The 26,789-nt window shown below is 68.5% G+C and carries 18 protein-coding genes and 1 pseudogene; 7 read left to right on the top strand and 12 right to left on the bottom strand.

All coding sequences use genetic code 11. The features are described 5' to 3' along the window. The 6 genes and pseudogenes from BW991_RS23160 to BW991_RS23135 all read right to left on the bottom strand — a co-directional run. Nucleotides 1-473: pseudogene (locus BW991_RS23160) on the bottom strand (hypothetical protein); the annotation flags it as partial. A 275-nt stretch (nucleotides 474-748) separates the two neighbouring features. Beyond that, nucleotides 749-2,101, bottom strand: coding sequence for a flavin-dependent monooxygenase QhpG (qhpG, locus tag BW991_RS23155; RefSeq protein ID WP_076604478.1), 1,353 nt, complete (start codon nucleotides 2,099-2,101; stop codon nucleotides 749-751). A gap of 263 nt (nucleotides 2,102-2,364) precedes the next feature. After that, nucleotides 2,365-3,828 (bottom strand): efflux transporter outer membrane subunit, encoded by a 1,464-nt coding sequence (locus BW991_RS23150; RefSeq protein ID WP_076604477.1) that lies wholly within the window; start codon nucleotides 3,826-3,828, stop codon nucleotides 2,365-2,367. 10 nt (nucleotides 3,829-3,838) lie between these two features. Beyond that, nucleotides 3,839-7,081: an efflux RND transporter permease subunit gene (locus BW991_RS23145; protein WP_076604476.1), complete on the bottom strand. Its 3,243-nt coding sequence runs from the start codon at nucleotides 7,079-7,081 to the stop codon at nucleotides 3,839-3,841. Nucleotides 7,082-7,106: 25 nt separating this feature from the next. Continuing rightward, nucleotides 7,107-8,366: an efflux RND transporter periplasmic adaptor subunit gene (locus BW991_RS23140; protein ID WP_076604475.1), complete on the bottom strand. Its 1,260-nt coding sequence runs from the start codon at nucleotides 8,364-8,366 to the stop codon at nucleotides 7,107-7,109. 94 nt (nucleotides 8,367-8,460) lie between these two features. Beyond that, on the bottom strand, nucleotides 8,461-9,345 hold the full coding sequence (locus tag BW991_RS23135; protein ID WP_076604474.1) for an alpha/beta hydrolase fold domain-containing protein: 885 nt from the start codon (nucleotides 9,343-9,345) through the stop codon (nucleotides 8,461-8,463). A gap of 158 nt (nucleotides 9,346-9,503) precedes the next feature. On the opposite strand from BW991_RS23135, the gene BW991_RS23130 reads away from it, so the two are divergent. Further along, the gene (locus BW991_RS23130) at nucleotides 9,504-10,418 is read left to right on the top strand and encodes a LysR family transcriptional regulator (protein WP_076604473.1); all 915 of its coding nucleotides are present in this window, start codon (nucleotides 9,504-9,506) and stop codon (nucleotides 10,416-10,418) included. A gap of 59 nt (nucleotides 10,419-10,477) precedes the next feature. Here BW991_RS23130 and BW991_RS23125 read toward each other — a convergent pair whose 3' ends face one another. The 5 genes from BW991_RS23125 to BW991_RS23105 form a co-directional block, all read right to left on the bottom strand. Then, nucleotides 10,478-10,684, bottom strand: coding sequence for a hypothetical protein (locus BW991_RS23125; protein WP_076604472.1), 207 nt, complete (start codon nucleotides 10,682-10,684; stop codon nucleotides 10,478-10,480). Between the two features lie 317 nt (nucleotides 10,685-11,001). Then, nucleotides 11,002-15,033, bottom strand: coding sequence for a hypothetical protein (locus BW991_RS23120; RefSeq protein ID WP_244551797.1), 4,032 nt, complete (start codon nucleotides 15,031-15,033; stop codon nucleotides 11,002-11,004). 348 nt (nucleotides 15,034-15,381) lie between these two features. Continuing rightward, nucleotides 15,382-16,686, bottom strand: a complete 1,305-nt coding sequence (locus BW991_RS23115) for an NAD(P)-binding domain-containing protein (RefSeq protein WP_076604470.1) — start codon at nucleotides 16,684-16,686, stop codon at nucleotides 15,382-15,384. Further along, entirely contained in the window at nucleotides 16,683-18,161 is a 1,479-nt protein-coding gene (locus tag BW991_RS23110) for a cytochrome c3 family protein (protein WP_170879168.1), read from the bottom strand. The genes BW991_RS23115 and BW991_RS23110 overlap by 4 nt, the downstream gene beginning before the upstream one ends. A 19-nt stretch (nucleotides 18,162-18,180) precedes the next feature. Then, a complete protein-coding gene (locus BW991_RS23105; protein WP_076604468.1) occupies nucleotides 18,181-19,068 on the bottom strand; it encodes a hypothetical protein in 888 nt (295 codons plus the stop codon). A 163-nt stretch (nucleotides 19,069-19,231) separates the two neighbouring features. Here BW991_RS23105 and BW991_RS23100 point away from each other — a divergent pair, with 163 nt between their 5' ends. The 6 genes from BW991_RS23100 to BW991_RS23075 all read left to right on the top strand — a co-directional run bounded on the left by BW991_RS23100 (nucleotide 19,232) and on the right by BW991_RS23075 (nucleotide 26,407). Next, nucleotides 19,232-19,897: a cytochrome c3 family protein gene (locus BW991_RS23100; protein WP_139335993.1), complete on the top strand. Its 666-nt coding sequence runs from the start codon at nucleotides 19,232-19,234 to the stop codon at nucleotides 19,895-19,897. An 87-nt stretch (nucleotides 19,898-19,984) separates the two neighbouring features. Continuing rightward, a complete protein-coding gene (locus BW991_RS23095) occupies nucleotides 19,985-21,139 on the top strand; it encodes an NHL repeat-containing protein (protein WP_076604467.1) in 1,155 nt (384 codons plus the stop codon). 85 nt (nucleotides 21,140-21,224) lie between these two features. Next, a complete protein-coding gene (locus BW991_RS23975) occupies nucleotides 21,225-23,201 on the top strand; it encodes a hypothetical protein (protein WP_170879167.1) in 1,977 nt (658 codons plus the stop codon). Nucleotides 23,202-23,203: 2 nt separating this feature from the next. Then, nucleotides 23,204-24,241, top strand: coding sequence for an NHL repeat-containing protein (locus tag BW991_RS23970; RefSeq protein ID WP_076604465.1), 1,038 nt, complete (start codon nucleotides 23,204-23,206; stop codon nucleotides 24,239-24,241). Next, complete coding sequence (locus BW991_RS23080) at nucleotides 24,238-25,959, top strand: cytochrome c3 family protein (protein ID WP_076604464.1); 1,722 nt, start codon at nucleotides 24,238-24,240, stop codon at nucleotides 25,957-25,959. The genes BW991_RS23970 and BW991_RS23080 overlap by 4 nt, the downstream gene beginning before the upstream one ends. 52 nt (nucleotides 25,960-26,011) lie before the next feature. Continuing rightward, nucleotides 26,012-26,407, top strand: coding sequence for a hypothetical protein (locus tag BW991_RS23075; RefSeq protein ID WP_076604463.1), 396 nt, complete (start codon nucleotides 26,012-26,014; stop codon nucleotides 26,405-26,407). Between the two features lie 197 nt (nucleotides 26,408-26,604). Here the strand turns inward: BW991_RS23075 and BW991_RS23070 are convergent. Then, the coding region (locus BW991_RS23070) for a transposase (protein ID WP_139335914.1) at nucleotides 26,605-26,789 on the bottom strand (185 nt) is incomplete at its 5' end.

The following is a 26,789-nucleotide window of genomic DNA, read 5'->3' as shown; positions in this document are numbered from 1 at the left end:
CGGTTCTGTTCCATCCAGTAGGCGCCACCGTCCATGATGGTGTCGGAGCCGCCACCGGCGGCGAGCACGTAGGTGTCGGCACCGGCGCCACCGTCCAGCTTGTCGTTGCCCGCACCGCCGTCGAGCACGTCGTCGCCGCCGTTGCCCACCAGTTGGTCATCGCCTGCGCCGCCCAGCAGCACGTCCTGCCCTTCCGTGCCCCACAGCCAGTCGTTGCCCGACGTGCCCTGCTGCAGCTGCGTCTGCATCGCCGCCTGATCGATGGCGAACTGGTCCCACACCGTGCCGTCGCCGAACTGGATCTCCCGGATCGTGCCCGGAGCGAAATGCAGTTCCTCGTCGATACCCAGCAGCCGAATGGTGTACTGATTGGAATAGGGATCGCGATACAGCACCAGCTGGTTCGGATCGATCGACGGCGCGGTAACGATTCGGTTATTGAGGCTGTCGATAAAGATCAGGCTATCAAGCATATTAAATACTCGGAAATGGAGGGAACGCGATCTCTTGCCGGTCGGCACACGGCCGCAGCGAACGACTCCGCCTGCGCAAAAATGTCAGACAGGCGGCAACGGGAAAAATACAACAGCATGCCACGGCATGCTGTTGTATCCAAACTCATTTTCGATAGGCCGAGGACAATTGCACGAATTCGGGTAGGGCGGGAGCAACGCAGTGCGTCCCGCCAATCCGGCCACCGGAATCGACCGGACCGTCGCGTGGCGGGATACGCTGCGCTGCTCCCGCCCTACGGAATCTCTCGGGGCTCCCCCGCCAGCCAGCCCTGCTCCCGCATCCACGCCGCCACCCGTGCTGCACGCGTGGCATCACCGCCGAGTTCGGCGCGCAGCACCGCCTCGGCGCTCGTCTGCGACCCGCACGCGTGCAAGGCCCGCACCAGCGGCGCCAGCCTGACGCCATCGACATGCCAGATGCCGAGAGGCTGGTCGGGCGTGACGACCACGTCGTCCTCGACAATCCGGCCGTCGGACACGACCGGCCGGCGCGTCACCTGCAAGTCGTCGGGCGCGGTGCCCGGATGGATCGGCTGCGCATCGGGCCAGGCGCGCCGCGTGCGCCAGAACGGCTCGTCCGGCCAACGCGACTCCTGCGCATGGAAATCGCGGCCGATGCGCGCGAAATGGAAGAACAGGTTTTCGATCCGCTCCTGATGGAAACGCCGCGCCAGCGCTGCACGGTCGGGATCGTGCAGCAGGGTGCCGATCACGGCCGGGGCCTGCAAGGCCGAGGAAAGCGCCTGGAAGATCCCGTTACCGGACAAGGGATCGACCGCCATCGCCGCATCGCCGACGCGGAGCCAGTCGTGTCCGGCCACCTCTTCCTGCAGTACGGGCGTGCTCGTCCGCGCATGCGGCTCGCCGACCGGCTCGGCCCCCTCCAGGAAGGGACGCGCGGTTTCCAGCGTGTCGAACCGGGCACGGCAGAACGCACCGAGTTCCCGCTTCGGCGGCAGCGCCGCAGTCGCAACGTCCAGCGTCAGTTGAAGATAACGCCGACCGTCCGCCAGCGCGGCCATCCACACCCAGCCGTCGGCGCAGCTCTCCACCGCCGAACCGGCGGTCGCGGGCGGACCGACCCAGTACTGCAGCAGGGACACCGTCTCCGCACCGCGCACGCGCGCGCTCCCTTGCCCCGGTGCGGCACGACCCCGCGCCTCGACGATGAAATCCGCCGCAAAGGTCGTCCGCCTGCCGTCGTGATCGACCTCCACGTGATGCCCGTTCACGGCGGACGCGCACGACACGATCCGGCCGGTCACCACGCTTACCCCCACGCTGCGGGCGTCCTCGAGCGCGGCCCGGTCGAAGGCTTGGCGGTCGACAAGACTCTCCCAATTGGCACGCGAGTGCGTACCGTCCCACGTCACGCAGCGCTGCGATGGCGGAGCGAAGCACCGCACGGCCCGGGCGAAGCCAGCCTTGTGCAGGGCCCCGAGCACCCGTGCGGAGACCCCCTCCACCGCCGCAAAGCGGCGCGGCTCGCCAACCAGCAGCACCTCCTCCCCAGCACGCCTCAAGCCGATGGCAACCGCGACTCCGGCCGGGCCGGCGCCTAGCACGACGATCCGCTTAGTGCTCATCCTCGGGTTTCTCGGGCGGTTGTGGTCGATGAATGCCAAGCACGTCGGACCTCAAAAGAAGGACATCAAGGCTCCTGCGCGTGACGGTCCGATTCTCGTGGCGGTTGTCGGCAGGACGTTAGCCGATATCGGCAAAGCCTCTCCGACCTTTCCACCCTTGAGGCGTCCGCGACCCGGTGCGGCCCGGCAATGGCCGCACCGGCGATGGTGCGCAACTTGAACCGAACGACCGGCCCATCGCCCTCGCGCATCCCGGCCGAATCTCAACCGCCCGTGCTCGCGGGCGCGGCACGACCGCCGAGCGCCAACCCCTCATCTCGCTCCCACCCTCCACCGAGGGCGCGAACCAGGCCGACGGTCGCCTGGTACTGGGCGGAGCGCACCTGCAAGGCCTCCCGCCGATTGCGCAGCTCGCTGCGGCGGGCGTCGAGCAGTTCGAGCTGGCTGACGAGCCCGTTGCGATAGCGCACGTCCGAGAGGACGGTCGCGCGGCTCGCCGAGGTGACCGCGCGTGCCTGCGCCTCGCCCTGTTCGGCGAGGAGCCGCAGCGCGGACAACTGGTCTTCGACGTCCTTGAAGGCGACGAGCACCTGTTCGCGGTAACCGGCCAGCGCGGCATCCAGTTCCGCGTTGGCGTTGCGCACGCCCGCATCGCGCCGCCCACCGTCGAAGATCGGCAGCGAAAGCAATGCGCCGATACCCCACGAGCGCGCCGACCATTTGAAAAGCTCACCCAGCTCCGTGGAGGCGAAGCCCCCGGAACCGGTCAGCGCGATGTCCGGAAACCACGCCGCCTGCGCAACACCGACGCGCGCCTGGGCGGCGAGCATCGATTGCCGCGCGGCGTCGATGTCGGGCCGGCGCGTGAGCACCGTGGATGGGACGCCGGCCGGGATCACGGGCAGCGCGGTGTTCCAGTCGCCGGCGCCGAGCCCGAAGTCGGAGGCGGCGTCGCCGACCAGCACCGCGAGCGCGTGCTCGACTTCGGCGCGGCGGCGGTCGAGCGCGAGCGCGTCCGACTCGGTCGCGGCGAGCTCGGTGCGCACGCGCGCGACGTCCAGTTCGGCGATGTCGCCGGCCTCGAAACGGCGTTCGGTGAGTGCCAGCGTGTCGCGATACGCGCCGACGGTCTCGCGCACCAGCGCGCGTTCGGCGTCGAGCGCCCGTAGCGCGAGATAGCTGCGCGCGACGTCCGCCTGCACGACGAGGCGCGCGTTGCGCAGCAGGGCCTCACGGCCGTCGGCATCGAGCGACGCAGCCTTGCTCGCCTGCGAGAGCCGCCCGAAGAGGTCGAGCTCCCACGAGAAGTTCGCGCCGGCACGCAGCAGCTTGCCGGCGCCACCGCCGGCCGGCGTGATCGCCCCGCCCTGCCGCGTGACGTCCGCGCCGACGCCGACCTGGGGCAAGCGTTGCGAATCGGTCGCCTGCAGCAGCGCGCGGGACTGCGCGAGGCGGGCCGCGGCGATCTGAATACTGTTGTTGCGCTCCAGTGCGCGCTCCACCAACCCGTCGAGGACGGGGTCGGAGAAGGCCTTCCACCACGCGCCGTCGGTCTGTGCCTGCACCGGCAAGGCCTGCGTCCAGCGCCCGTCGCCTTCCTTGAAGGCCACCGGCGCGCTCGGCAACGCGGCGGGATCGATCGCGGGCGCCGTCGCGCAGCCGGTCAGCACGAGGGCGGCGAGGAGCGGGGCGAGCGCGGTGCGCAGGGGATGATTCAGCAATGTCATGGTCAACTCCTTATTCGTGATGCGCACGCGGGGCGGCAAGGCCGGCCACCGTGGCAGCGCCGCCCGTCGCGGGCGAGCCGGCGAAGGCTTCGAGGTGCGGAATCTCGCCGTGCAGCTTCAGGGCGCGGTTGCCGGCGAGGCGGCGCAGCAGCACGTAGAACACCGGCGTCAGGAAGAGGCCGAAGGCCGTCACGCCGATCATCCCGGCGAACACCGCGACGCCCATCGCGCTGCGCATCTCGGCGCCGGCGCCGGTGGAGAGCACCAGCGGCAGCACGCCCATCACGAAGGCCAGCGAGGTCATCAGGATCGGGCGCAGCCGCAGCCGGCTCGCCTCGATCGCCGCCTGCACCGGCGTGCGGCCGGCGAACTCCAGCTCGCGGGCGAACTCGACGATCAGAATCGCGTTCTTCGCCGACAGCCCGACCAGCACGATCAGCCCGATCTGCGTGAAGACGTTGTTGTCGCCACCGGACAGCCACACCCCCGTCATCGCCGCGAGGATCCCCATCGGCACGATCAGGATGATCGCGAGGGGCAAAGTCAGGCTTTCGTACTGCGCGGCGAGCACGAGGAACACCAGCAGGATCGCGAGCGGGAACACCCACACCGCGGAATTGCCGGCGAGGATTTCCTGATAGGTCAGCTCCGTCCACTCGAAGCCGATGCCCGACGGCAGGGTCTCCGCCGCGATGCGCTCGACCGCCGCCTTGGCCTGTCCCGACGAGTAGCCCGCGGCCGGCCCGCCGCTGATGTCGGCCGACAGGAAGCCGTTGTAGCGCATCGCGCGTTCCGGCCCGAAGCTCGACTGGATGTTCATCAGCGACGACAGCGGCACCATCTCCCCGCCCGGCGCGCGCACCTTCAGCAGGCCGATGTCCTCCGCGCGGGCACGGAACGGCGCATCCGCCTGCACGCGCACCGAGTAGGTCCGGCCGAAGCGGTTGAAGTCATTCACGTACAGGCTGCCGAGGTAGATCTGCATCGTGTCGAACACGTCGGTCACCGGAATGCCGAGCTGACGCGCGCGGGTGCGGTCGATGTCGGCATAGAGCTGCGGCACGTTCACCTGGTAGCTGGAGAACAGCCCCGCGAGCTCGGGCGCCTTCGACGCCTTCGCGAGGAAGGCCTTGGTCGCAGCGTCCAGCGCCTCGTAGCCGAGCGACGCGCGGTCTTCGAGCTGCAGCTTGAAGCCGCCCGTCGTCCCGAGACCCTGCACGGGCGGCGGCGGGAACATCACGACGAACGCGTCCTCGATGCCGGCGAACTTCTTGTTCAGCTCCATCGCGATCGCGCCCGCGCTCAGCGCCTCGCCCTTGCGCTCGGCGAAGGGCTTCAGCGGCACGAACACGATCCCCGAGTTCGAGCTGTTGGTGAAGCCGTTGATCGACAGGCCGGGGAAGGCCACCGCGTGCTCGACGCCGGGCTGCTGCAGCGCGATGTCGCCCATGCGACGGATGACTTCTTCCGTGCGGTCGAGCGTCGCGCCATCGGGCAGCTGCGCGAAGCCGATCAGGTACTGCTTGTCCTGCGCCGGCACGAAGCCGTCGGGCACCGCCTTGAAGAGCCCGAACGTCAGGCCGACGAGCGCGAGATAGACGGCCATCATCACCGCCTTGCGGCCGATCGCGCCACGCACACCGCCGCCGTAGGCTTCCGCGCCGCGGCGAAAAGTCCGGTTGAAGGCGGCGAAGAAGCGCCCGAACACCTTGTCCATGCCGCGCGTCAGCGCATCCTTCGGCGCGTCGTGGCCCTTCAGCAGCAGCGCGGACAGCGCCGGCGACAGCGTCAGCGAGTTGATCGCCGAGATCACCGTCGACATCGCGATCGTCAGTGCGAACTGCTTGTAGAACTGGCCCGAGAGGCCGCTGATGAAGGCGAGCGGTACGAACACCGCGATCAGCACCAACGCGATCGCGATGATCGGACCAGAGACTTCCTTCATCGCCCGGTAGGTCGCTTCGCGTGGCGACAACCCCGCCTCGATGTTGCGCTCGACGTTCTCGACGACGACGATCGCGTCATCGACGACGATGCCGATCGCCAGCACCAGGCCGAACAGCGAGAGCGCGTTGATCGAGAAACCGAAGAGATGCATCACCGCGAAAGTGCCGACGATCGACACCGGCACGGCGAGCAGCGGAATGATCGACGCGCGCCAGGTCTGCAGGAACAGGATCACCACGAGCACGACCAGCGCGACCGCTTCGAGGAGCGTCTTCACGACCGCTTCGATCGACGCGCGCACGAACTGGGTCGTGTCGTAGACGATCTCGTACTCGACGCCCTCCGGCATGTGCTGCTTCAGTTCCTGCATCGTCTCGCGAACGCGGTCCGAGATCTCGATTGCATTCGAGCCCGGTGCCTGGAACACCGGAATCGCGACCGCGTCCTTGTTGTCGAGCAGCGAGCGCAGCGCGTAGTCGGCGGCGCCCAGTTCGATGCGGCCGAGATCGCGCAGGCGCGTCACCGCGCCGTCCTCGCCAGTGCGCACGATGATGTCGCCGAACTCCTCCTCGCTCTGCAGGCGGCCGCGGGCGTTCACCGACAGCTGCAGGTCCACGCCCGGCAGGCCCGGGGACGCGCCGATGACGCCGGCTGCGGCCTGAACGTTCTGCTCGCGGATCGCGCGCACGACGTCGCCTGCCGACAAGCCGCGCGCCGCGACTTTCTGCGGATCCAGCCAGATCCGCATCGAGTAGTCGCCCGAGCCGAAAAGCTGCACCTGGCCGACGCCGTCGACGCGTGCGAGCCGATCCTTGACGTTGAGCAGCGCGTAGTTGCGCAGGTAGGTCATGTCGTAGCGGCCGTTCGGCGACAGCAGATGCACGACCATCGTCAGGTCGGGCGAACTCTTGACGCTCGTGACGCCCAACCGGCGCACCTCCTCCGGCAGGCGCGGCTCGGCCTGCGAGACGCGGTTCTGCACGAGCTGCTGCGCCTTGTCGGGGTCGGTGCCGAGACGGAAGGTGACGGTCAGCGTCATCAGGCCGTCAGTCGTCGCCTGGCTGCCCATGTAGAGCATGCCTTCGACACCGTTGATCGCCTCCTCGAGCGGTGTAGCGACCGTCTCGGCGATCACCTTCGGGTTGGCGCCGGGGTATTGCGCGCGGACCACCACCGACGGCGGCACGACCTCGGGATACTCCGAGATCGGCAGCACGCGCAGCGCGAGCAGGCCCGCGACGAACATCAGTAACGACAGCACGCCGGCGAAGATCGGGCGGTCGATGAAGAAACGGGACAGGTTCATGATCGTGCTCTCGATTGCGGGCGAATCAGGACTGTGGCGAGGTGGCGGACTCGGCCGCCCGCGCTGCACTCTCATTGCCGACCTGAGTGCGGACCTGCATGCGGCCGTCCATCACCACCGCCTGCGGCGCGACGAGCGACCCCGGCCGCACGCGCTGCAGGCCATTGACGACGATGCGCTCGCCCGCCTGCAGGCCGGCGGTCACGATACGCAGGCCGTCCGCCGTTCCGCCGAGCGTGACTTCGCGGTACGCGGTCTTGTTGTCGGCATCGACGACCAGCACGAACTTGCGGCTCTGGTCGGTGCCGACCGCGCGCTCGTCGATGAGCACGGCCGAGGCCGCTTGCGGGCGCCCCATCCGCAGCTTCGCGAACTGGCCCGGCATCAGGCCGCCGTCCGCGTTGTCGAACACTGCCCGCACGCGCACCGTACCGCTGGCGGCGTCGACCTGATTGTCGACGAGTTGCAGGTGCCCCTCGAAGATCGTGTCCGCGCTCGTCGCCGTGGCCATCCGGACCGGGATGCTTTCGAGCCGCGCCGCCTTGCCGCTCGCCTCGCGCAGGGTTTGCAGTGCGCGCGCGACCACCTGCTCGTCCGCGTCGAAGCTCGCATAGATGGGGCTGACGGAAACCAGCGTGGTCAGCACCGGCGCGCCGGGACCGGCGGCGACGAGGTTGCCGACGGTGACTTCAAGCTTGCCGACGCGACCCGACACCGGTGCCCTCACCTGCGTGTAGCCGAGATTCAGGCGCGCCGACTGCAGCGCGGCCTGGGCGGCGCGCAGATCCGCGTCCGCCGCGCGACGCGCGTTCGCCCGTTCCTCGAACTCGCGCTCGGCGATCGCACGCTGCTCCCACAGGCGCTGGGCGCGCTCGTGCTCGCTGGTCGTGAAGGCGGCGCGCGCCTGGGCGGCGGCGACCTGGGCCGTGGCGCGATCCACTTCCGCCGCATAGGGCGCGGGGTCGATCGTGATCAGCAGATCCCCCGCCTTCACGAGTCCGCCTTCGCGGAAATGCACGGCCTGCACGGTGCCGGCGACGCGCGAGCGGATATCGACGCGCTCGACCGCTTCGAGGCGGCCGGAGAACTCATCCCAGGTCGCGACCTCGCGTTGCTCGACGGTCGCGACCGAAACCGGCACGGCCGGCGGAGCACCGGCGGGCGGATTCGCTTCGACCTGCGCCGACCGCAGGCCGAGGACGGCACCGGAAACCGCGGTGAGGGCTGTGACGGCAAGGCCGGCGGCCCACAGCCGGCGGCGCCTGGAATGGCTCTCTGGGGACATGGCAAACTCCTTGTTTACTTTGTTGATTTGTTCTGACCTGCGCTCGTGGCGTCGGCGAACGGGGGCATCTTGAAGTCCGTACTCAAGTACGGAGTCAACACCTTTTTTGGAGTGCGAATTGCTCGACGGAATCGACGACTTCCCTGCGGCCCGCCGTTGCGAGGAAGGCCGCGATGCGACGACCCACCTCCTCCACCCACGGCCTCTCCGCGCCCGCAGATTCCTGCAACGCGCACGGCCAACCGGTGGGCGCCGGCAGCACGAACCCGGATACCGGCACGCGGGCCTCATCCAGGCGCCGGGCATAGGCGAGCGTCTCGTCGCGCAGCGGATCGTCATCGGCCGTGATCAGCAGTGCCGACGGCAGACCCGCCAGGCGCATCGAGCGGCCGGGTGTCGCATAGGGGTGCTCGGCGGCGGACGGCTCGCGCAGGTAACTGCACCAACCGTGGGCGAGCGGGCAGCCGGCCGGCCCCTGCTCGCTGCGGCGAACCGACGCCGTACCGAGGCAAGGATCCAGCATCGGTGAAAGCAGGATCTGCCCGGCAAGCCGTGGCGCTTTACGGTCGCGCGCCATCAGCGCCGCGGCGGCGGCGAGATTGCCGCCCGCCTCCTCGCCGGCGACGAAGACGGGAGCCCCCTGCCCCGCGAGCCGGGAGCGCTTGCAATAGGCCCACTGCAACGCCGCGTAGGCCGCGTCGACCGCCGCCGGAAACGGATCGGCCGGCGCCAGCGGATAGGCGACGGACATCACGACGGCGCCCGCTTCGTGCAGCAAACCGGCCACCATCGCCCCGCTGTCGAGCGATCCGGAAACGAAGGCCCCGCCATGGAAGTGCAACACCAGCGCGGCCCCGGCGTGACGCTTCCCGTAGAGGCGCACGTTCAGTGGTCGCGGCAGACCGACGTCGAGGCTGCGGTCCTCGGTGACCGGAAGTCGGGTCGGACGTGCGAGGCGGGGTTGCGGAAAGCGGGACATTTTTCGTTGGAGACACGCAGTTAGCGCCGACAGCGCTGATGGCCTGAACGATAGTCATCGCTTGCTACTGAATAAATAGGCTATCCGTAGCTTCTTTATTTCCCTTGATGAATAATCGCACTGCAACAATCGACACGGACGGAAGCGAGGAGAGTCGAATGGACCAATTTCTGGCACTGCGCGTATTCGCGCGCGTCGTCGAGGCGGGCACCTTCACGAAGGCGGCCGACTCTCTCGGCATGCCGAAGCCAACGGTGACGAAATTGATCCAGAGCCTCGAAGCACACCTGCGGGTGAAGCTGCTCAACCGCACCACGCGGCGCGTCACGGTCACCGCCGACGGCGCGGCCTACTACGAGCGCACGGCGCGACTGCTGGCGGAACTGGAAGAAATCGACGCCAGCCTGTCGAACGCCCAGGCCTCGCCGAAGGGGCGCGTGCGCATCGACGTCCCCGCCGTGGTCGCCACCCGGATCATCATCCCCGCGCTGCACAGCTTCCACGCACGCTATCCGGATATCCAGATCGATCTCGGCGCCGGCGACCGCCTCGTGAATCTGATCGCCGACAACGTCGACTGCGTGGTCCGCGCCGGCAGCCTCATCGACGAATCGCTGGTTGCCCGACGCATTGCCTACATGGATCACATGACGTGTGCGGCACCGGCCTATCTCGCCGAGTACGGAATTCCGAGGCACCCATCGGAACTGGGCGGGACCCACCGCGTCGTCGGCTATTTCTCGGCGGGCACGGGCAGGATCTCGCCCTACGAATTCGAGCGCAAAGGCGAGCGCGTCGAGCTGCCGGGCCGCTACGCCGTTGCCGTCAACGACAGCAACGCCTACCTGTCTGCCGCACTTGCAGGCCTCGGGATCGTGCAGTTGCCCAGCTTCACGGTCAATCGGCAACTGGCGACCGGGGAGCTTGTCCCGGTTCTGGAAGACTGGACCACCCCGGGCTTCCCGGTCTACGTCGTCTATCCGCCGAACCGCCACCTGAGCGCGAAGATCCGCGTCTTCGTCGACTGGGTAGCGGAGCTTTTCGCGCCCTTCAATGCCGCGGGGCGGCGCTGACCTCCGCCAGCGCCGCCCCGCAGGAACAGGACTACATCAGGTTGCAGGCGAACCGCGCGTCAGCGACCTCGCAAGGGGCGACGCGCACGCCCGGCACGGGACTGCCCGCAGTCCGGCTCGTCGCACCGCCCCATCTGGACCGGGTGCGCGAAGCTGGCGCGCGTCTTCATGATGACGTTCCGCGCGTTGGCCTCGATATCCGCCCGCGGGTCGGCCTTGCCGAGACCCGCCGTTGTCCGCGCCGATGCTTGTATCGACAACTCCATGCCATCCTCCTTTGAAGTTGATGCATAGCGAAATGCTGGAATTCCGGCGCACTGTACCGGGGCGTGCGCGACGAATAAATGCGCAAAAAACCAGCACTTTGTTTCCACACATGAACAATCGCATCGCGAGCGCGACGGTTCCCGTCGTCGCCGGACCGGTGTTTCTCGCACCTTAACCATGACTATGACATGGCTATTGCAACCCGATCAACATATTCATGCGGCGCCGACGAAGCTGCGGCCGGTAGGCTTCTCCGTGACGTCGCGAGCCCCCTGCCCTCCGGGGGACTCGTGCCATCGGGGGCGCGCCCTACCGCTTATCCCGGCGTTCCCCGGCCCGGGGATTCGTCGGCGTCGCTGCCGGCATCGGCCGCCGTCGCCTTGCGCAGCGCGAGCTTCGGCACATTGACCGGGCGCCAGTAGCTTCCGCCGGCCGAAACGCAGCTCCACGCCCATCGTACCCAACCAGTCAGCGCGATCGCGAGCCACAGCGCCCAGCCCAGCATCATCAGGCGATAGGCGAATACCGGAATGCTGAAGAACTCCACGCTCGGCGTCGTGCCGTCGAGGCGGTCGAGATACCACCTCAGGCTGAACGCCGTCGAGTCGTTGCCGGTCACGAGCATTTCGGGATAGCCGAGCAGACCCTGGCGCAGCGCCGACAGCAGCGCGCTCGCGGCCAGCAGCGTGAACATCAGCAGCACCACCTGGAACAGGTTGAAGCGCCACGGCGACGGGGCGACGTAGTTGCGCCGGACCGCGAGCAACACGAACCAGCCGATGACGAAGAACACCGAGACAACGGACGACTGGACGAGCCCGACGCCGAGAAGAATCCAGGTCGCCATTCCCAGCGGACCCGGCACGACGCGCGACAGGACGGCCGCGATCGCGACCACCACGATGAGCACGCCCCACAGGAGCACCGCCGGACCGACCAAAGGCCCCTTGGTGAACAGCACCACGCGGTCCTGCGGCACGGCAAGGGTGATGGTCGCATTGACCGCCTGCGCGCCGAGGTCCAGTTGCGGGGAACGATAGTGGTTCGATGCCGCGGAAACGTCGCGCCAGTCGAGCTGCACCGAATGCCCGCCCGGCGTGATCGGCAGCGCCAGCCTGTTCTTCTCTGCCCGCAAGGGCTGCACCTGGCCGTCGATCCGTACCGACAGGAGTTCCGCCCCGTCGGGCAGGCCGATGACGTGATTGCCGCCGGCGCTGCTGCGCAGTCGCAGCGTGGCCGAGGCGTCAGAGGAACGCTGTCCGACGGTGGTGCCGATCTGGACCTCGTCGAACGTGAGCGTGTTGCCGTCCATGCCCGCCGGGCGCGATAGGGCCAGCTCGACCGCTTCACCGGGCCAGAGCAACCAGCGCGGCTGCCACGTGCCGCCATTGGTCCACGCGGCGGGAGCGAGGCCCGCCGACTCGACATGCCACGACGGTGTTGCCGACACGGTCCAGCGCTCGATCTGGCCGGGGTGAGTCGAAGTGAGCAGCCGCAGTTTGTCGGCGTGCTCGAGAACACTGGTAAAGGTGCGCGATGCGCCGGGTGCGAGATCGACGACTGCCTCGCCGTCCTCGACCTTGATGCCCGGATCGGTGACGGCCTCCCCTGCCAGCAGCGGAATCCGCACGCTCGTCTGCAGCGCGCTCGGGCCCTGCCGCCGCACGACGGTACGGACGGTCCAGGTCTGGTCGAACATCACATGGCGCTCGACTTCGGCAAAAGGCGGCAGATCGGCACCGCCCGAGAACTCCTTGTCCGCCTTCGCCTGCACTTCGCGCAGCCGGGAGAGCGTCAGGGTTTCCGTCGCGAGACCCCGCGCATCGATGCCGGACAGGCTCCAGCGCACGAGTTGCGCGCTCACCCGTCGCGGCGTCAGCGGCAGATGCACCGGCACGTCGTCCTGATGGGCCGGAATGACGATCTCGATGGCGGTGATGCCGGGGCGCACGCTCGCCCAGATCAGCCCCTTGTCGTCGCGCAGCAGCGCCGGCGGCTGCCCGCCCGCCAGCACCGACGAAGGCCGGATGTTCGCGCCGGGGCTCGGCAGCGGAACGACCGTGCGGGCCTGCGCATGAACTTCGAGCTTCAGCGTGATCGTGTTGCCCGCGGCTTCGATGCGCATGTCGGCGAGGTCCGCGCACACCGGCGCGCATGCAGGAGCGGGTTCGGGAGCGAGGAGCCGCGTGCGCAGTTCCCCGAGCAACTCTTCCGACGGGAAGGCGGATTGTGCGCGGGCGTCCGTTGGCGCGCTGCCCAGACCGACAGCCGCGGCGAAGCCCACAACGGCCGCGGAACTCAGCGCGCCGCGCAGCTTGCGCACCAGCGCCGCCCGGTCGAACTCCCAGCAGCGCCACAGCGCCAGGCCGAGCAGCAGCACCGAGAGCACGGACCACAGCGCGGAGGCGGCGGGGGACAGCAATGTCAGCGACAGCGTCTGTCCGCCGGCGATCGGCCCCTGCGACGCGAGCTGGATCGCAGTCCAGCGCCAGCTCGGGATCCCGGGGCCGGTCTGCACCTTCAGGCTCGGGTCAGGTTTGGAGGCCGCAGGCCGTGACAAACCTTCCCGTGCGTACGGGGCGATTACCGAGGCGGCTTCGTCGCGCAACTTGCGCTCCACGTAGCTTTCCGCTTCCTGCGCCACGGGCGGTGCCGCCGGTGCGGGACGCGGTGCGTACGCCGCTCTGCCCTTGCCGGCGGTCGCTTGCGAATAACTCATCCCGAGAGCCGGATACATGGCCTGCCGGATCTGCGCGACGGCGAACGGAACGAGCATGATGGCGATCAGGATCCCGCTGACGAGCGCCCCGCGTGTGGCCCAACCGCGCAACTTCGCGCTGGCCGGGACAGCGGCCGCGATTGCCCGGAACAGGACCAACGCCAGCCACAGGAATTTCGGCGCACCCGAGGTGTGCCAGGTCAGGACCAGCCCTGCGAGCAGGATCAGGGACGCGGCAGGGCCGACGACGCGGAAGGTCACGGCCGCGATCAGCAGGACGCCGAAGATGTCCCACAGCGTCCACGACATCAGCCACTCGCCCTGCACCGAATCCGCACCCGAGGCGTGAATCAGGCGCCACCCCGGCGGCAGATTGAGTTCGGCCGCCCAGCCGCTCAACGGCGCGGTCCAGCCGCTTGCGGGAATCTCGCGCGCGGACGAGTCGATACGGCTGTCGGCTTCGAGCGCGATCGACGCCTCGCGCAGTTCCACGCCGCGGCCGGCCTCGCTGCGGGTCACCGGCAGGTCGACGCCATTGACCGACACCCGCCCCAGCGCGAACTGCTCCGGCAGGTCGAGCCGCCAGCTGCGGCCGATCGTCCCGTTTATCCTGTCCTGCACCGAGTATCCGCCGCCGTCGAAGTCGAGCCACAGCGTGCGCCGGATCTCCAGGCGATCCGCCGCCCCGCCGGTGTCACCGCGCTGGACCTGATTGATCTTCAAGGTCGATCCCGGCTGAAGCACGAAGGTCGGCAGCCCCGCCCATTCGGCCGGCACGCCCACGGACTTCGGATCGACCGCGGGCGGCCCTTCCAGGTTCACGACGCGGACCTCGTTGCGCGGCGCGAAGGACCACACCTCCTGCTCGCTCGCGGCGTCGGGCAACTGCAACTCGTTCGCGGAACTCATCCGGCGCGACGTGACGTTCAGCACCCACGAACCGGCACGTGCCTGCACCTTCAGGCTGCCGTCGGCGTCGATGCGCGCCGGCAGCCCGCCGTCGACGGCCAGGGGAACGAACCCTTCCAGCACCGCATGCGGGACGCGGATCTCCCGCTGCCGGCCCGAGATCGAGAATTCGTAGCGAACCGTGGACACCATCGGCACGTCGTCCGAGAACTGCCGGAAGACGCGCATGGACAGGGAATCCACCGCCCCCTCCTTGTCCGGCGAGGTGCGCAGCCACAGCTGGCCGGATGCATCCGGCTGCCCCGCGAACCGTTCGCCGTCGATGGCGACGGAAACCTTCGCGACCTGCCGCGGCAGCTGCAGGTTCAGCGGCAGTTGCTGCCATTCGAAGCGCCCGGCGACCACGTGGTGCCCCGGGCCCACGCGCAGCGAAGGCCGCCCGTTCGCGGGCACGACCGCAACGGGCTCACCATCCAGGCGCACGTCCTGCGGCCAGGCCTCGACATCACCGGGCAGTTCCACCGTGCCGTCGGCGAAGGCGTCGACCGTCAGCGTGAAGCTGCCCTGTCGGGCCGAAAGCTGCATCTCGACGCCCGCCGGCCAGATGCATTGGGCGGGTGCAGCATCGCTCGCCGTACGCGGGCATTCCGGCGCCGGTGGATTGTGGCGCGCCCAGTCGACCCACGGGCGGAGCGGCGCAGGCACCTCCTCCGGGCTCATCCGGCCGGTCCCGGCCTGTGCGAGTGAGATGCAGGCAAGCAAACCTGCCATCAAGGCTACGATTCGGGAAGTCGTCATCGCTCGGGGTTCCGCTGACCCTGCCCGGGGCAAGCCCGTATGGCGGGCTGCACGGTTCGGGTTCATATGACAAAGAAAACCCGATGATGCCCGATAAATCATTCCGGGTACGAACTTCGTTGCCAGTATCGACACGCGATACCGAATGAGTCCCCACACGAAACTTGTTCTTGGTGAACGGCGTCGGTGCCGGGTGCATTGAAGCGTCACGCCGCGCCCGACACACGGAGGTCTTACGGCGGCGCGAGCGCCCTTTACGCCGCACCGGATTCATTCGGTGCCATGCTTCGTCTCCACCTCCACGCCCATCGCCTTCAGCATCGCGATGGGCAGCACACCCCCGGCACAGACGATCACGCCATCGTTGTCGAGCACGATGGATTCGTCCTTCCACTGCAGCGTGACGCGGTCCGCCTCGATCCTGGAAACCGTCGATTCGAGCAGCACGCGGAGCAATCCGGCGCCCTCGGCCGCCGCGAGGCGTTCACGGTTCTTCGGCTTGACCCGGCCGAAGGCGGCGCCGCGATAGGACAGCTGCACCGTCGTGCCCGGTTCGTTGGACAGTGCGACGGCGGCTTCGATGGCGCTGTCGCCGCCACCGACGACCAGTACCCGCCGCCCGCGATACTGTTCGGCGTCGGTGAGTCGGTAAGCCACCTTGGGCAGATCTTCCCCCGGCACGCCGAGCGTGCGCGGTGTGCCGCCGCGGCCGAGGGCGAGCAGGACGTTCGCCGCGCGGTATTCGGCGCGGTTGGTCCTGACCACGAATCCTGCGCCGTCCGGCTGCACGCCTTCGACCCGCTCGTTGAAATTGACCGGCATGCGGACGCGGTCGGCCACGCCCTGCCAGATGCCGAGCAGGGCTTCCTTGATGATCTCGCGTACCTTGATCCGCCCGCCGAGCGGCAGCGTCACGGGATAGGTCATCACCAGCTTGCCACGCGGGAAGCGGTGATTGACGGTGCCGCCGAGCGCGTTTTCCTGCTCCAGCGTGACGAAGCGCAGCTTCTTCTCCATCGCGCCGAGGGTCGCCGCGAGGCCCGCCGGGCCCGCACCGACGATCACGACGTCGAGCAGGCCGGCAGAGGCCGCGGGCCGTTTCGCGACCGCGTCGAGCGCCATGCGCCCCTGGTCGATAGCGTTGTGGATCAGGCCCAGTCCACCGAGTTCGCCCGCGATGAAGATCCCCGGCACGTTGGTTTCGAAATTGGGGGCCAGCTGTGGGATATCCATGCCGCGATTCTTCGTCCCGTAGACGAGCTTGATCGCCTCCACCGGGCAGGCCGGGGCACAGGTGCCGTGACCGATGCAGGCGGCGGGATCGACGAGGTGCGCCTTGCCGTTGACGAAGCCGATCGCCTCCTCCGGGCAGGCGCGCGCGCAGGCCCCACCCCCCATGCACACCGCCGGATCGACCACCGGATAACGGCTCGATGGCTCGGTGAGCCCCGCCTGCATGGCCTCCTCGATAACCGCGCGCGAGCGCGCTTCGCGCCCTTCGCGGATGGCGAAGTGATACAGGAGTGCAAGGACGAGCGGCAGGGTATAGAGCGTCCAGATCAGACCGTCATTCATGGTCGGCGTCGCGGGCTGGCGGAAGGATGGGAAGGGAGGGGCGATGCGGCTGCCGCGCAGGCGGGCACCCAGAAAGCTGCCTTGGGCGCATCCTCGCCACGGCTGCGCACGGGCGCATCGCCGCTTCCGCGGCAATACCGGTCGGTCGCCTCGCGCAGGATCTTGCGCCAGTCGTCGGGCTGGTGGCAGGTGTCGCATTTCTGCCCGAAGCTGGCGAAATGGATGTCATCGTCCTTGTGGCAGGCGTCGCAGCGGTCCTCCGCCTTGGCGCGGAAGGGGCCGTCGCGATGGCAGGCATCGCACTTCACCGTGCGGTGGCGGCCGGCACGGGGGAATCGCGTGTCGCGTTCGTGATCGAAGATGATCTCCCGCCAGCCCAGCTCGGCGTGGCAGGCCTCGCAGCGCCCGCCGTAGCGCCCCTTGTGTCCGCGTTCAATGTCGTCGCGCTGGTGGCACCCGACGCATTCCAGCGGCGGCGCCTCGCGCAACCCTGCGCTGCGGTGGCAGCTGTCGCACTTGACGATGCGGTGCCGGTCCTTGAGCGCAAAGCGCGTGTTGAGGTCATGATCGAAGCGGCCGCCCTTCCAGCCGTCCGGACTGTGGCAGCCGGCACACTTCTCGCCCAGCACCCCCTTGTGGGAATCGTCCTGCCGATGACACGCGACGCACTGCGTCGGCAGCTTTTCCGTGTAGAGCGGAGCACGATGGCACGCCCTGCATTCGATCGCGCGGTGCTTGCCGACGAGCACGTACGCGGTATCGCGGTCGTGGCGGAAGGTCGCCGCGGCCCAGCCCCGCTCGCTGTGGCAGTTCTCGCAGCGCGGGCCGTTGTGCTCCTTGTGGACGTCGTCCTTGCGGTGGCACGCGACGCACTCGCGCGCCGTGCCGGCGTAGCGCTCGTCGATGTGGCAATCGGCGCAGCGCGCCTGGGCGTGGCGTTGCAGCAACGGAAAACGCGTGCGCCCGTGATCGAAACGGGCGATCTTCCAGTTGTCCTCGACGTGGCAGTTCTCGCACTGCCTGCCCAGGCCTTCGCGATGCTTGTCGTTGCCACGATGGCAGGTGTAGCAGTCGGACGGCGCGTCGCGGTATTTCCTGCCCGCGCGGTGGCATCCGGCACAGGCCTTCGCGCGATGATCCCCGCGCAGCTTGAAGTCGGTCAGTGCGTGGTCGAACTTCTTCTCGTCGAGGATCACGACCTTCGCATCGCGTCCCTTGTGGTCGGTGTGGCAGCGGCGGCACTGCTCTTCGCGGATCCGTCCGTGGTAGCCGGTGCGAGCGCGTACGTCCGCCCCGACGTCGCGATGACAGGCGAGGCAGCGCGCCGGCTGCTCGCCGGGACTGAAGCGCACGTGGCATTCGCCGCATTCGTGCTCCACCTCGGCGTGCCCCTTGATGACCGCGCCCGGCATGATGACCGATTCGAGCGACTGGGCGTGCGTCGACGGTGCCATGGCGGCAAGCAACAAGGTCATTGCGACGACCAGGAGTCCCCTAGTACGCGTGCACGGCCACGACATGAACGACTGAGGACAGGACGAGCAGAAACAGGAAGGGGATGTGCACGACGTGCCACAGCGCGAACAGCCGTTCGTAGCCTGAAAACTGCGCCGTGCGCTGTGCCGCGACCAGCGCCGCGTTGACGGTGGCCATCAGCCGGTCGAGCTCCCGGCCATGCGTCGCGGCCCTGCGCCGCGCGACGCGAACGGCTGACCGGATGCGCCGGCTGGCGAGCAGCCGACGCGCGCCCAGCGTCAGAAAACGCGCTGCCCCATGCCGGCGTGTCGGGGGCGTCGCTGTCGCCGCCTCGATGTAGCGCCCCACCTCCGTCGTGACCGCCGGCAGGAGGTCGGCGTGCGCCTGCAGCGCGTCGACCTGCCGCTGCAGGGCCGCCTCGAACTCCGTCAGACTGGCGCGACAGCCGGACAAGCCGCGGTGCACCTTGCGATAGAAGAAGCGGCCGACGAGGCCGCTGCAGGTCACGAGCAGAGTGCTCGCCAGCGCGACACCGCCGTTGAACGAGCCGATGCGGAAGGTCGTGTGGAACAGCACCAGAAGCGGCCCGAGAAGCCCCGCCGCGATGTGGAACAGGAACCAGCCGCGCATCGTGCCGACCTGGCGCAGGCAGCGCAGCCGCTTGCGCAGCGCATACGGAAGCAGCATGAGCATCAGCACCCCACCGACCAGCCCGAGGTTGTAGCCGATCGGCGAGCCGGCACCGTAGGGTTCGTTGAAGGCGACATGCACCCCCGCCCCGGTGAGCACGGCCACCGTCGCGACGGCAACGGCCGTGCCCGGAAAGGTGCGCCGATCACCGCCGGAGAGGGACGACCGACCGGGGACCGGAATGGGTGCGGCGGTAAGCGTTGCGGACTCGTTCATGCGTCACATGTTCGTATGCGAATTGTTTGATGTCTTTCCGAATACTTGACATCGAAAAAATGTTTTGAGATATTGGAACACAAATGCGAATCATTCGCAATCGCAACAATGACAAAATCGAGCGCAAGCGCGCCAACTGACATAATTCAAAGGGGATTACCGAATGAAGCACACTCGCGGTCGCACATGGCTTGCAACCTGGTTCGCTTGCGGCACCCTGCTGCTTGCGCCACAAGCCGTCAGCGCGGCAACGATTACCGGATCGGCCCACGACTTCTCGTCGCTCAACTGGTCCGGCGGTCGCATCTGCGTCGCCTGCCATGCCCCGCACAAGTCCGACACGAGCATCGCCGACGCGCCGCTGTGGAACCACACGATGTCATCGGCCTCGTACCAGCTCTACAGCAGCGCCACCCTCAAGGCCACCATCTCGCAGCCGGGCGGCAACTCCAAGCTGTGCCTGTCGTGCCATGACGGCACCGTCGCGGTGGACAGCTTCGGCGGGACGACCGGCACGTCGATGATCTCGAGCAAGAGCAACATCGGCACCGACCTGAAGAAATCCCACCCCATCGGCTTCACCTACGACAGCGCATTGACCACCGCCAACGGCTCGCTGCACGACCCGGAAACGAAGACCGTCACGATCGGCACCGCGCCGCAGACCAAGACGGGAACGATCAAGGCGCTGATGCTTTACAACGGCAAGATGGAATGCGGCTCGTGCCACGACGTGCATAACACGTTCACCGTAGGCGGCACCGGCAGCGGTCTCGTCAAGGTCAGCCAGGACGGCAGCAAGCTGTGCCTGGACTGCCACAACAAGTAAGCAACGCACCCATCGTCCGCACCTCCCCTGCCGCTGAAGCACGCTTCGGCGGCGCGATCCCGTCGTGCCAATCGTGAAGCCACCTCGATGAAAACCGTTTCGTCATCCCTGCGCAGGCTGCTCCCCGCTGCTGGTGCTGCCGCCCTGATCGCCCTGTCGCTGTCCGCCTGCGTGTCGTCGCCGGGCCGGCCCGATACGCCCGGACGCGACGCCGCCGCGGCACCGACCTTCTATCCGCCGCTGCCCAATGCGCCGCGCATCCAGTACCTCACGACGCTGTCGGGCGAACGCGACCTGGCCGTCGCCAAGGGCCGTTTCGCCGAATACATCCTCGGCGAGGAGCGCGAAGCGCGGCAGCTGGTCCAGCCCTACGGCGTCGCGCTGACGGACGGGAAGCTCTATGTCGCCGACAGCCGGGCGCCCGGGCTGGCGGTGTTCGACCTGCGGCAGCGGCGCTTCACCCTTATGCAGGGCGTGGGCGGCGGGCGCATGAAGCAGCCGATCAACGTGCGCATCGACAGCGACGGCACCAAGTACGTCACCGACACGGGCCGTGAGCAGATTCTCGTGTACGACCGCGAGGACCGCTTCGTATCGGCCTTCGGCCGGCAGGGCGAATTCAAGCCCGTGGATGTTGCCATCGCCGGCGAGCGGTTGTACGTCAGCGACATCAAGCACCAACAGGTGCATGTGCTGGACAAGCGCTCAGGGCGCACGCTGTTCACCTTCGGCGAAGCGGGCTCGGAAACCGGCCAGTTGTTCCACCCGACGAACCTCGCAATCGGCCCCCAGGGCGACGTGTTCGTGGTCGAAACCGGCAACTACCGCGTGCAGCGCTTCACCGCCGACGGCAAGCCGGTGCGCAGCTACGGCGCCGTCGGCTCCGTGCCGGGCAGTTTCGCGCGCCCCAAGGGCATCGCGATCGACCGCGACGGCCGGCTCTACGTCGGCGACGCGGCGTTCGAGAACGTCCAGCTGTTCGACCCCGACGGCCGGCTGCTGATGGACTTCGGCCAGCCCGGCGAGGGCGGCGAGGCACTCAGCCTGCCCGCCGGGGTCACCGTCGCCTACGAGGGCATCGACGCATTCCGCCCCTTCGCCGCGCCCGGCTTCGACATCCAGTACGTCGTGCTGGTCGCCAGCCAGTTCGGGCCGAACAAGGTCGACGTCTTCGGCTTCGGGACGATGGCCGGCATGGCCTACCCTCCGGCCGCACAGGCGACCTCGGCCGGCAGCCGCTGACGGGAGCGCGGGGGATTGACGGATGTCGCGACGCGCCGGGCAGGCGTTTCCCGTCCCGGTGCAGACCGTCCTGCGGAGCCTCCTCATGATGCTCGCCGCAACCTGCGCTCCGCTGCGGGCCGAAGACGTCGCACTGTTCGCCTTCACCGGCATGGAAGGCCACGTGGCGACGCGTTATCTCGACGACCGCAGCGCCACCACCCAGGGCAGCGGGATCGCTCGGTCGCGGTCGGAGCAGGCCGAGTCGGGATGGCGGAATGAACTCTTCGTGATGACAAACAGCTACATCTACCATCCCAACTTCCTCACGCTGGACGTCGGCGGCGGCCCCATCCTGCAGTTCGGGGAGCTCGACGTGGACAACGACACCACGCGCTCGCGCGGCGCGCTCTACAACCTCGTCGGACGGGCGACCTTCCTGCGCGGCAAGCCCGTGAACGGCTCGCTGTTCTACGAGCACCTGAATCCGACGCTGTCGCTCGCGCCCGGCGAGGTCCTGCAGCAGGAGACCACGCGCTACGGGGCGGAACTGGTCTCCACGCCCGCCGCCGGTGCATGGCCGGCACGGCTGGAGTTCACGCGCTCGGAAGCAAACGGGCGCAGCGGCGAGCGCCTGATGAACGACCGCCAGGACCTCCTCAACCTGCGCATCGGCCGCGACTTCGGCGACAGCGGCTCAACCCAGCTGCAGTACCAGGGGAGCCGGCAGGACTCGGTGAGCGGCAGCACCGCCCTGCCGATCCAGGCTGCGGCATCGACAGCTCACAGCCTCAACGTCGACACGCGCCTGCACTTCGGGGCGAACGGCAAGCACGAACTGATCAACCTGCTGTCGATGAACCGGCGCCGCTACGTCATCGACGGCAACGCCGAACCCGAACAGGTGGACGCCAACGCGCTCCTCGACCTGCGCCTGAAGCATTCTCCCGAACTGGCCAGTTCGGGCTCCTGGCACTACAGTTTCAACGACAACGGCGACCGCGCCGCCTTCACCCATGCCTTCGCGTCGGCCCTCGACTGGTCGCCGGACAAGGACCTCGAACTGTCGCTCGACGCGCGGGCCGAGAACCACCGGGCCGGACCGTTCTCGATGTCCGACCGGGGCGTCGGCGCGTCCGTCGGCCATGTGCAGGCCCTGCCCCTCGGCAGCCTGCGCACCAGCTACCGCCTACGGCACGAGCGGCGCAGCCAGCGGGCGCAGGCACAGGACGCCCTCATGATCGGCGAGCGCGCCAGCCTCGCCGGCAGCACGGCGACGACGCTCGTCCTGCCGCATGTCGTCGCCGGCAGCGTCGTCGTCAGCAGCGCCACGCGCTCGCAGGTCTATCTCGAGAACATCGACTACGAACTGACGACGGTCGGCCGGACCACCCGCCTCCGGCGCCTGGCCGGCGGTGCCATCCTCGACGGCGAGGAGGTCCTGGTCGATTACGCCTACGATCTCGGCGGCACGTTCGCGCACGCGCAGACCGACCAGACGCTGAATGCCAACTGGGCGCTGACGCCCCAGTTCAGCATCTACCTGCGCGAGCACCGCTCGGCAGCCGAGGTGCTGACGGGCACGCCGAGCTTCCCCCTCGACGACAGCCGCAGCCGCCTGTTCGGCGCGCGTGCGGACTTCCCCCTGCATGCGGGCGTGGCGCTCACCGCCGGCGGCAGCGTGGAGCGCGAGAAGATCGAAGACCGGCTCAGTCCGCTGACGCGGGCATCGGCCGAGCTGTACGTGCAGACCGAGGAGCCGCCCTTCGATATCGGCAACTTTGGCGTATCGCTGCGCAGGATGACCATGGACTACGCGAATTCGCCCCAGGACATGGACTTGCGCGGATACGGCCTGCGCTTCACGACGCGGCGCTTCGGCGCGGATCTGTCGGCAGTGAGGAACTTCGAGTGCGACAGCGGCGGCCCGATGATGCGCTGCCGGTCCAACGACGCGATCAACGTCCAGTGGCGCGAACGCCGCCTGACGATGACGGCGCGGCTTGCGCGCGGGCGCGAGACGCAGGGCGACTTCGAACGCGCGCACACGCTGGTTCAATTCACGCTGCGCCGGGACCTGTGAACATGCGCCAGACCCTCGTTCTTGCCCTCGTCGGCCCACTGCTCGTCGCCCTCGCCGCCACTTTGAGCGGCTGCGGCGGCCAGCTTCGCGAAGCGCCGGAACCCTCGCCCCTGGTGTGGCCGGCGCCGCCCGACACGCCGCGCATCGCCCTCGTGCGCGCGTTCTCCCGGCCGGCCGAGCTCGGCATCGGCCGCGGCCTGGCCGAGCGACTGCAGGCGCTGCTGCTCGGCGACCGGGACACCCGCATGGTGCGGCCGATGGCGGTGGCAGTGGTGCGCGGCGTGATCTACGTCGCCGACCCCGGCGTCCAGGCCGTGCACCGTTTCGACCCGGCCGGCGACCGCTACGCGCTCGTGCGCGGCCCCGGCGGCACCCCGCTGCCCTCGCCGGTCGGTCTGGCCGAAGGCGCCGGCGGCGACGTGTACGTCACCGACTCGCGCCTCGGCGGCGTGTTCGTGATCCGCCCCGATGCGGACGCGGCAAGCCCCGTCGCGCTCGACACCGCGCCGCGCCAGCCCACCGGCATCGCCTTCGACCCCGACGGCCGGCGCCTGCTGGTCGTCGACACCGCCGCCCACCAGATCCTGGCCTACGGCCCCGACCTGCGGCTGATGGCGCGCATCGGCACCGGCGGCAACGGCCCCGGCGAGTTCAATCATCCGACCGCGCTGTGGCGCGATCCGAGTGGACGCCTGTACGTGACCGATCCGCTCAACTTCCGCATCCAGATCCTCGACGCGGACGGCACCTTCCTCGCCGCCATCGGCCGCGCGGGCGACAGCCCGGGAGATTCGCCGCGGCCCAAGGGCGTCGCCACCGACCGTGACGGTCACGTCTTCGTCGTCGACGCGCTGCTGCACAGCGTGCAGATCTTCGACGAGGCGGGCCGCTTCCTGCTCCCGGTCGGACAGCAGGGACAGGACCGCGGCGAATTCTGGCTGCCCGCCGGGGTTTTCGTAAGCGGTGACGGGCATATCTACGTCGCCGACTCGTACAACCGGCGCGTGCAGGTGCTGCGCTATCTCGGCGGGGCGACATGAGGCGTGTTTCGAGCCAGCAGGCGCTGCGCTTCGTCCTCCTCGGCGTTGCCGTCTTCCTCCTGCGCGGCGGCAGTCCCGCGTGCGCGGGGATCGTCGCGAGCAAGCACAACCTCTCGGTCAGCGGCCCGGGCAGCGTCAAGGCAGCAAGCGAGACGGCAATCTGCGTGTTCTGCCACATCTCGCATAACGCCACCCCCGACGCGCCGCTGTGGAACCGCCGCACGCCGACCGGCAGCTACACCCCCTATGCCAGCTCCACCGCCAAGGCAGCGGCCGGGCAGCCGGACGGCGCATCGCTCGTCTGCCTGTCGTGCCACGACGGCACCATCGCGCTCGGCGAGTTGCTGAGCCGTGACGCGACGACGTCGATGGCCGGCGGCACGACGACGATGCCGTCCGGCACGGGTAACCTCGGTACCGATCTGTCGGACGACCATCCGGTCTCGATCCGCTACGACAGCCAGCTCGCCAGCACGCGCGGCGAACTCGCCGACCCGGCCACCCTCACCGGCAAGGTCCGCCTCGATGCCGGCGGGCGGCTGCAATGCACGTCCTGCCACGATCCGCACGACGACAGCAACGGCAAGTTCCTCGTGATGCCCAACACCGCCTCGGCGCTGTGCGCGACCTGCCACCGCAAGAACTATTGGAGTTCCAGCAGCCACAAGCTCTCGTCGGCGACCTGGAACGGCGCGGGCAGCGATCCGTGGCCCCACACCACCGCCACCACGGTCGCCGCCAACGCCTGCGAGAACTGCCACCGTCCGCACCAGGCGGGCGGGCGGAAGTGGCTGCTCAACGACCTCAAGGAAGAGGACAACTGCCTCGACTGCCACAGCGGCAACGTCGCGCCGAAGAACGTCAAGGCGGAATTCAACAAGACCTCCATCCACCCGATGGCAATGACCACCGGCACCCACGACGCCGCCGAACCCACCGTCGTGCAGGCGCGCCACGTCGAATGCGTCGACTGCCACAATCCCCACGCCGCCAACACCACCGGCGGCACCCTGCCCGGCTCGCTCGCCGGCCTGCGCGGCGTGCCGATCGGCGGCGGCACGATCGAGCCGATCACGGCCGAGTACCAGCTGTGCTTCCGCTGCCACGCGGACAGCCCCGGCAAGCCGGCGCCGGACATCCCGCGCGCGATCGTGCAGACCAACACACGGCTGGAGTTCAACACCGCGAACCCGTCCTATCATCCGGTCGCCGGCCCCGGAAAGGGCGGCAGCGTGCCGAGCCTGATGGCCCCGTGGACCACCACGAGCGTCATCAAATGCAGCGACTGCCACAACAACAACGCCGGTCCGGGCGCTGGCGGCACCGGCCCGAACGGACCGCACGGCTCGAGCTACGCGCCCCTGCTCGAGCGCCAGTACCTCACCGCGGACTTCACGACCGAGAGTTCGAGCGCCTACGCGCTGTGCTACAAGTGCCACAGCCGCGACACCCTGTTCAATTCCGGCACCAGCGTGGCGAGCACCGTTCACCGCCTCCACGTGGTCGGCGAGCGCTCCCCCTGCAGCGCCTGCCACGACGCACACGGCATCTCCGCAACGCAGGGCAACGCCACGAACAACAGCCGCCTGATCAACTGGGACACGTCCATCGTCAAGCCCAACTCCTCCGGCCTGCGGAAGTGGGAACGGACGACGGCCGGCCACGGCCGCTGCTACATGACGTGCCACGGCGACAATCACAATCCGGAAAGCTATTGAGCGCGCCGAACCCACGGCGCCAGCCCGACCTCAAGCCATCCAAGGACCGAAGATGCCTCCATCCACCATTTCCGCCCTCGCCATCACCCTCGCCGGACTCCTGCTCGCGCCCACCGCGCACGCCGCAGTGAACTGTTCGAAGGCCGGGTTCGACGAGCTCAACCGCGACCGCGCCAATACCGCCTACTTCCTCGACGACACGGCGGAAAAAGCCTGCATCGACAAACCCTACGCGGCAGCGGGCAGCGTCAGGCAGGTGTATGGCAAGGATGAATTCGAGATCGTCGCGGAGGACGGCCTGGGCGTGACGGTGCTGCTCGGCTCCTCCCACGGCTGCGGAGACCTGCTGCTGCTGAAGAAGGGCCAACGGATCAGGGTCGCGGGAACGGTCACGCGAACCTATCGCAGCGCGGGGTCGATACGGATCAGGAACGCGGCTTGTCAGTGAAGCCCGGGACGCGCGCGAGAGGCTCGGCGGACAAGGTCGATAGCAGGGTGATGCAAAAACGCGCGACACGGTGTCAACCGGGGGGGCACGGATTGATTTTCATGACGACTTCCTCGCCGGAATTGGATTTTCAATTCGGCTCGAATTGCCCAAGCGGCCACCGGCGTGTGCCGTGGAGGCCCTTTTTGCTCCGCAGTTCACGCCTTCACCCCCGAATCACTCAATTTCGCGATTCTAAGCAGGTTGTACGCCGCGCCAGAGATGAAGGCCGCCATCTGGGTCTTCGCCTGCCCGATGAATCGACTCTTGCGCATTCCACCGACCGTTTTAAGCCAGCCGAAGATTTCCTCGACCCGTTTGCGCTTGCGTTGGCTGATTCGAT

Origin of the sequence: Aromatoleum tolulyticum, assembly GCF_900156155.1 — a bacterium.
GTDB classification, from domain to species: domain Bacteria; phylum Pseudomonadota; class Gammaproteobacteria; order Burkholderiales; family Rhodocyclaceae; genus Aromatoleum; species Aromatoleum tolulyticum.
The sequence above is the reverse complement of the archived record's forward strand: the minus strand, read 5'-3'. Positions and strand labels throughout refer to the sequence as shown.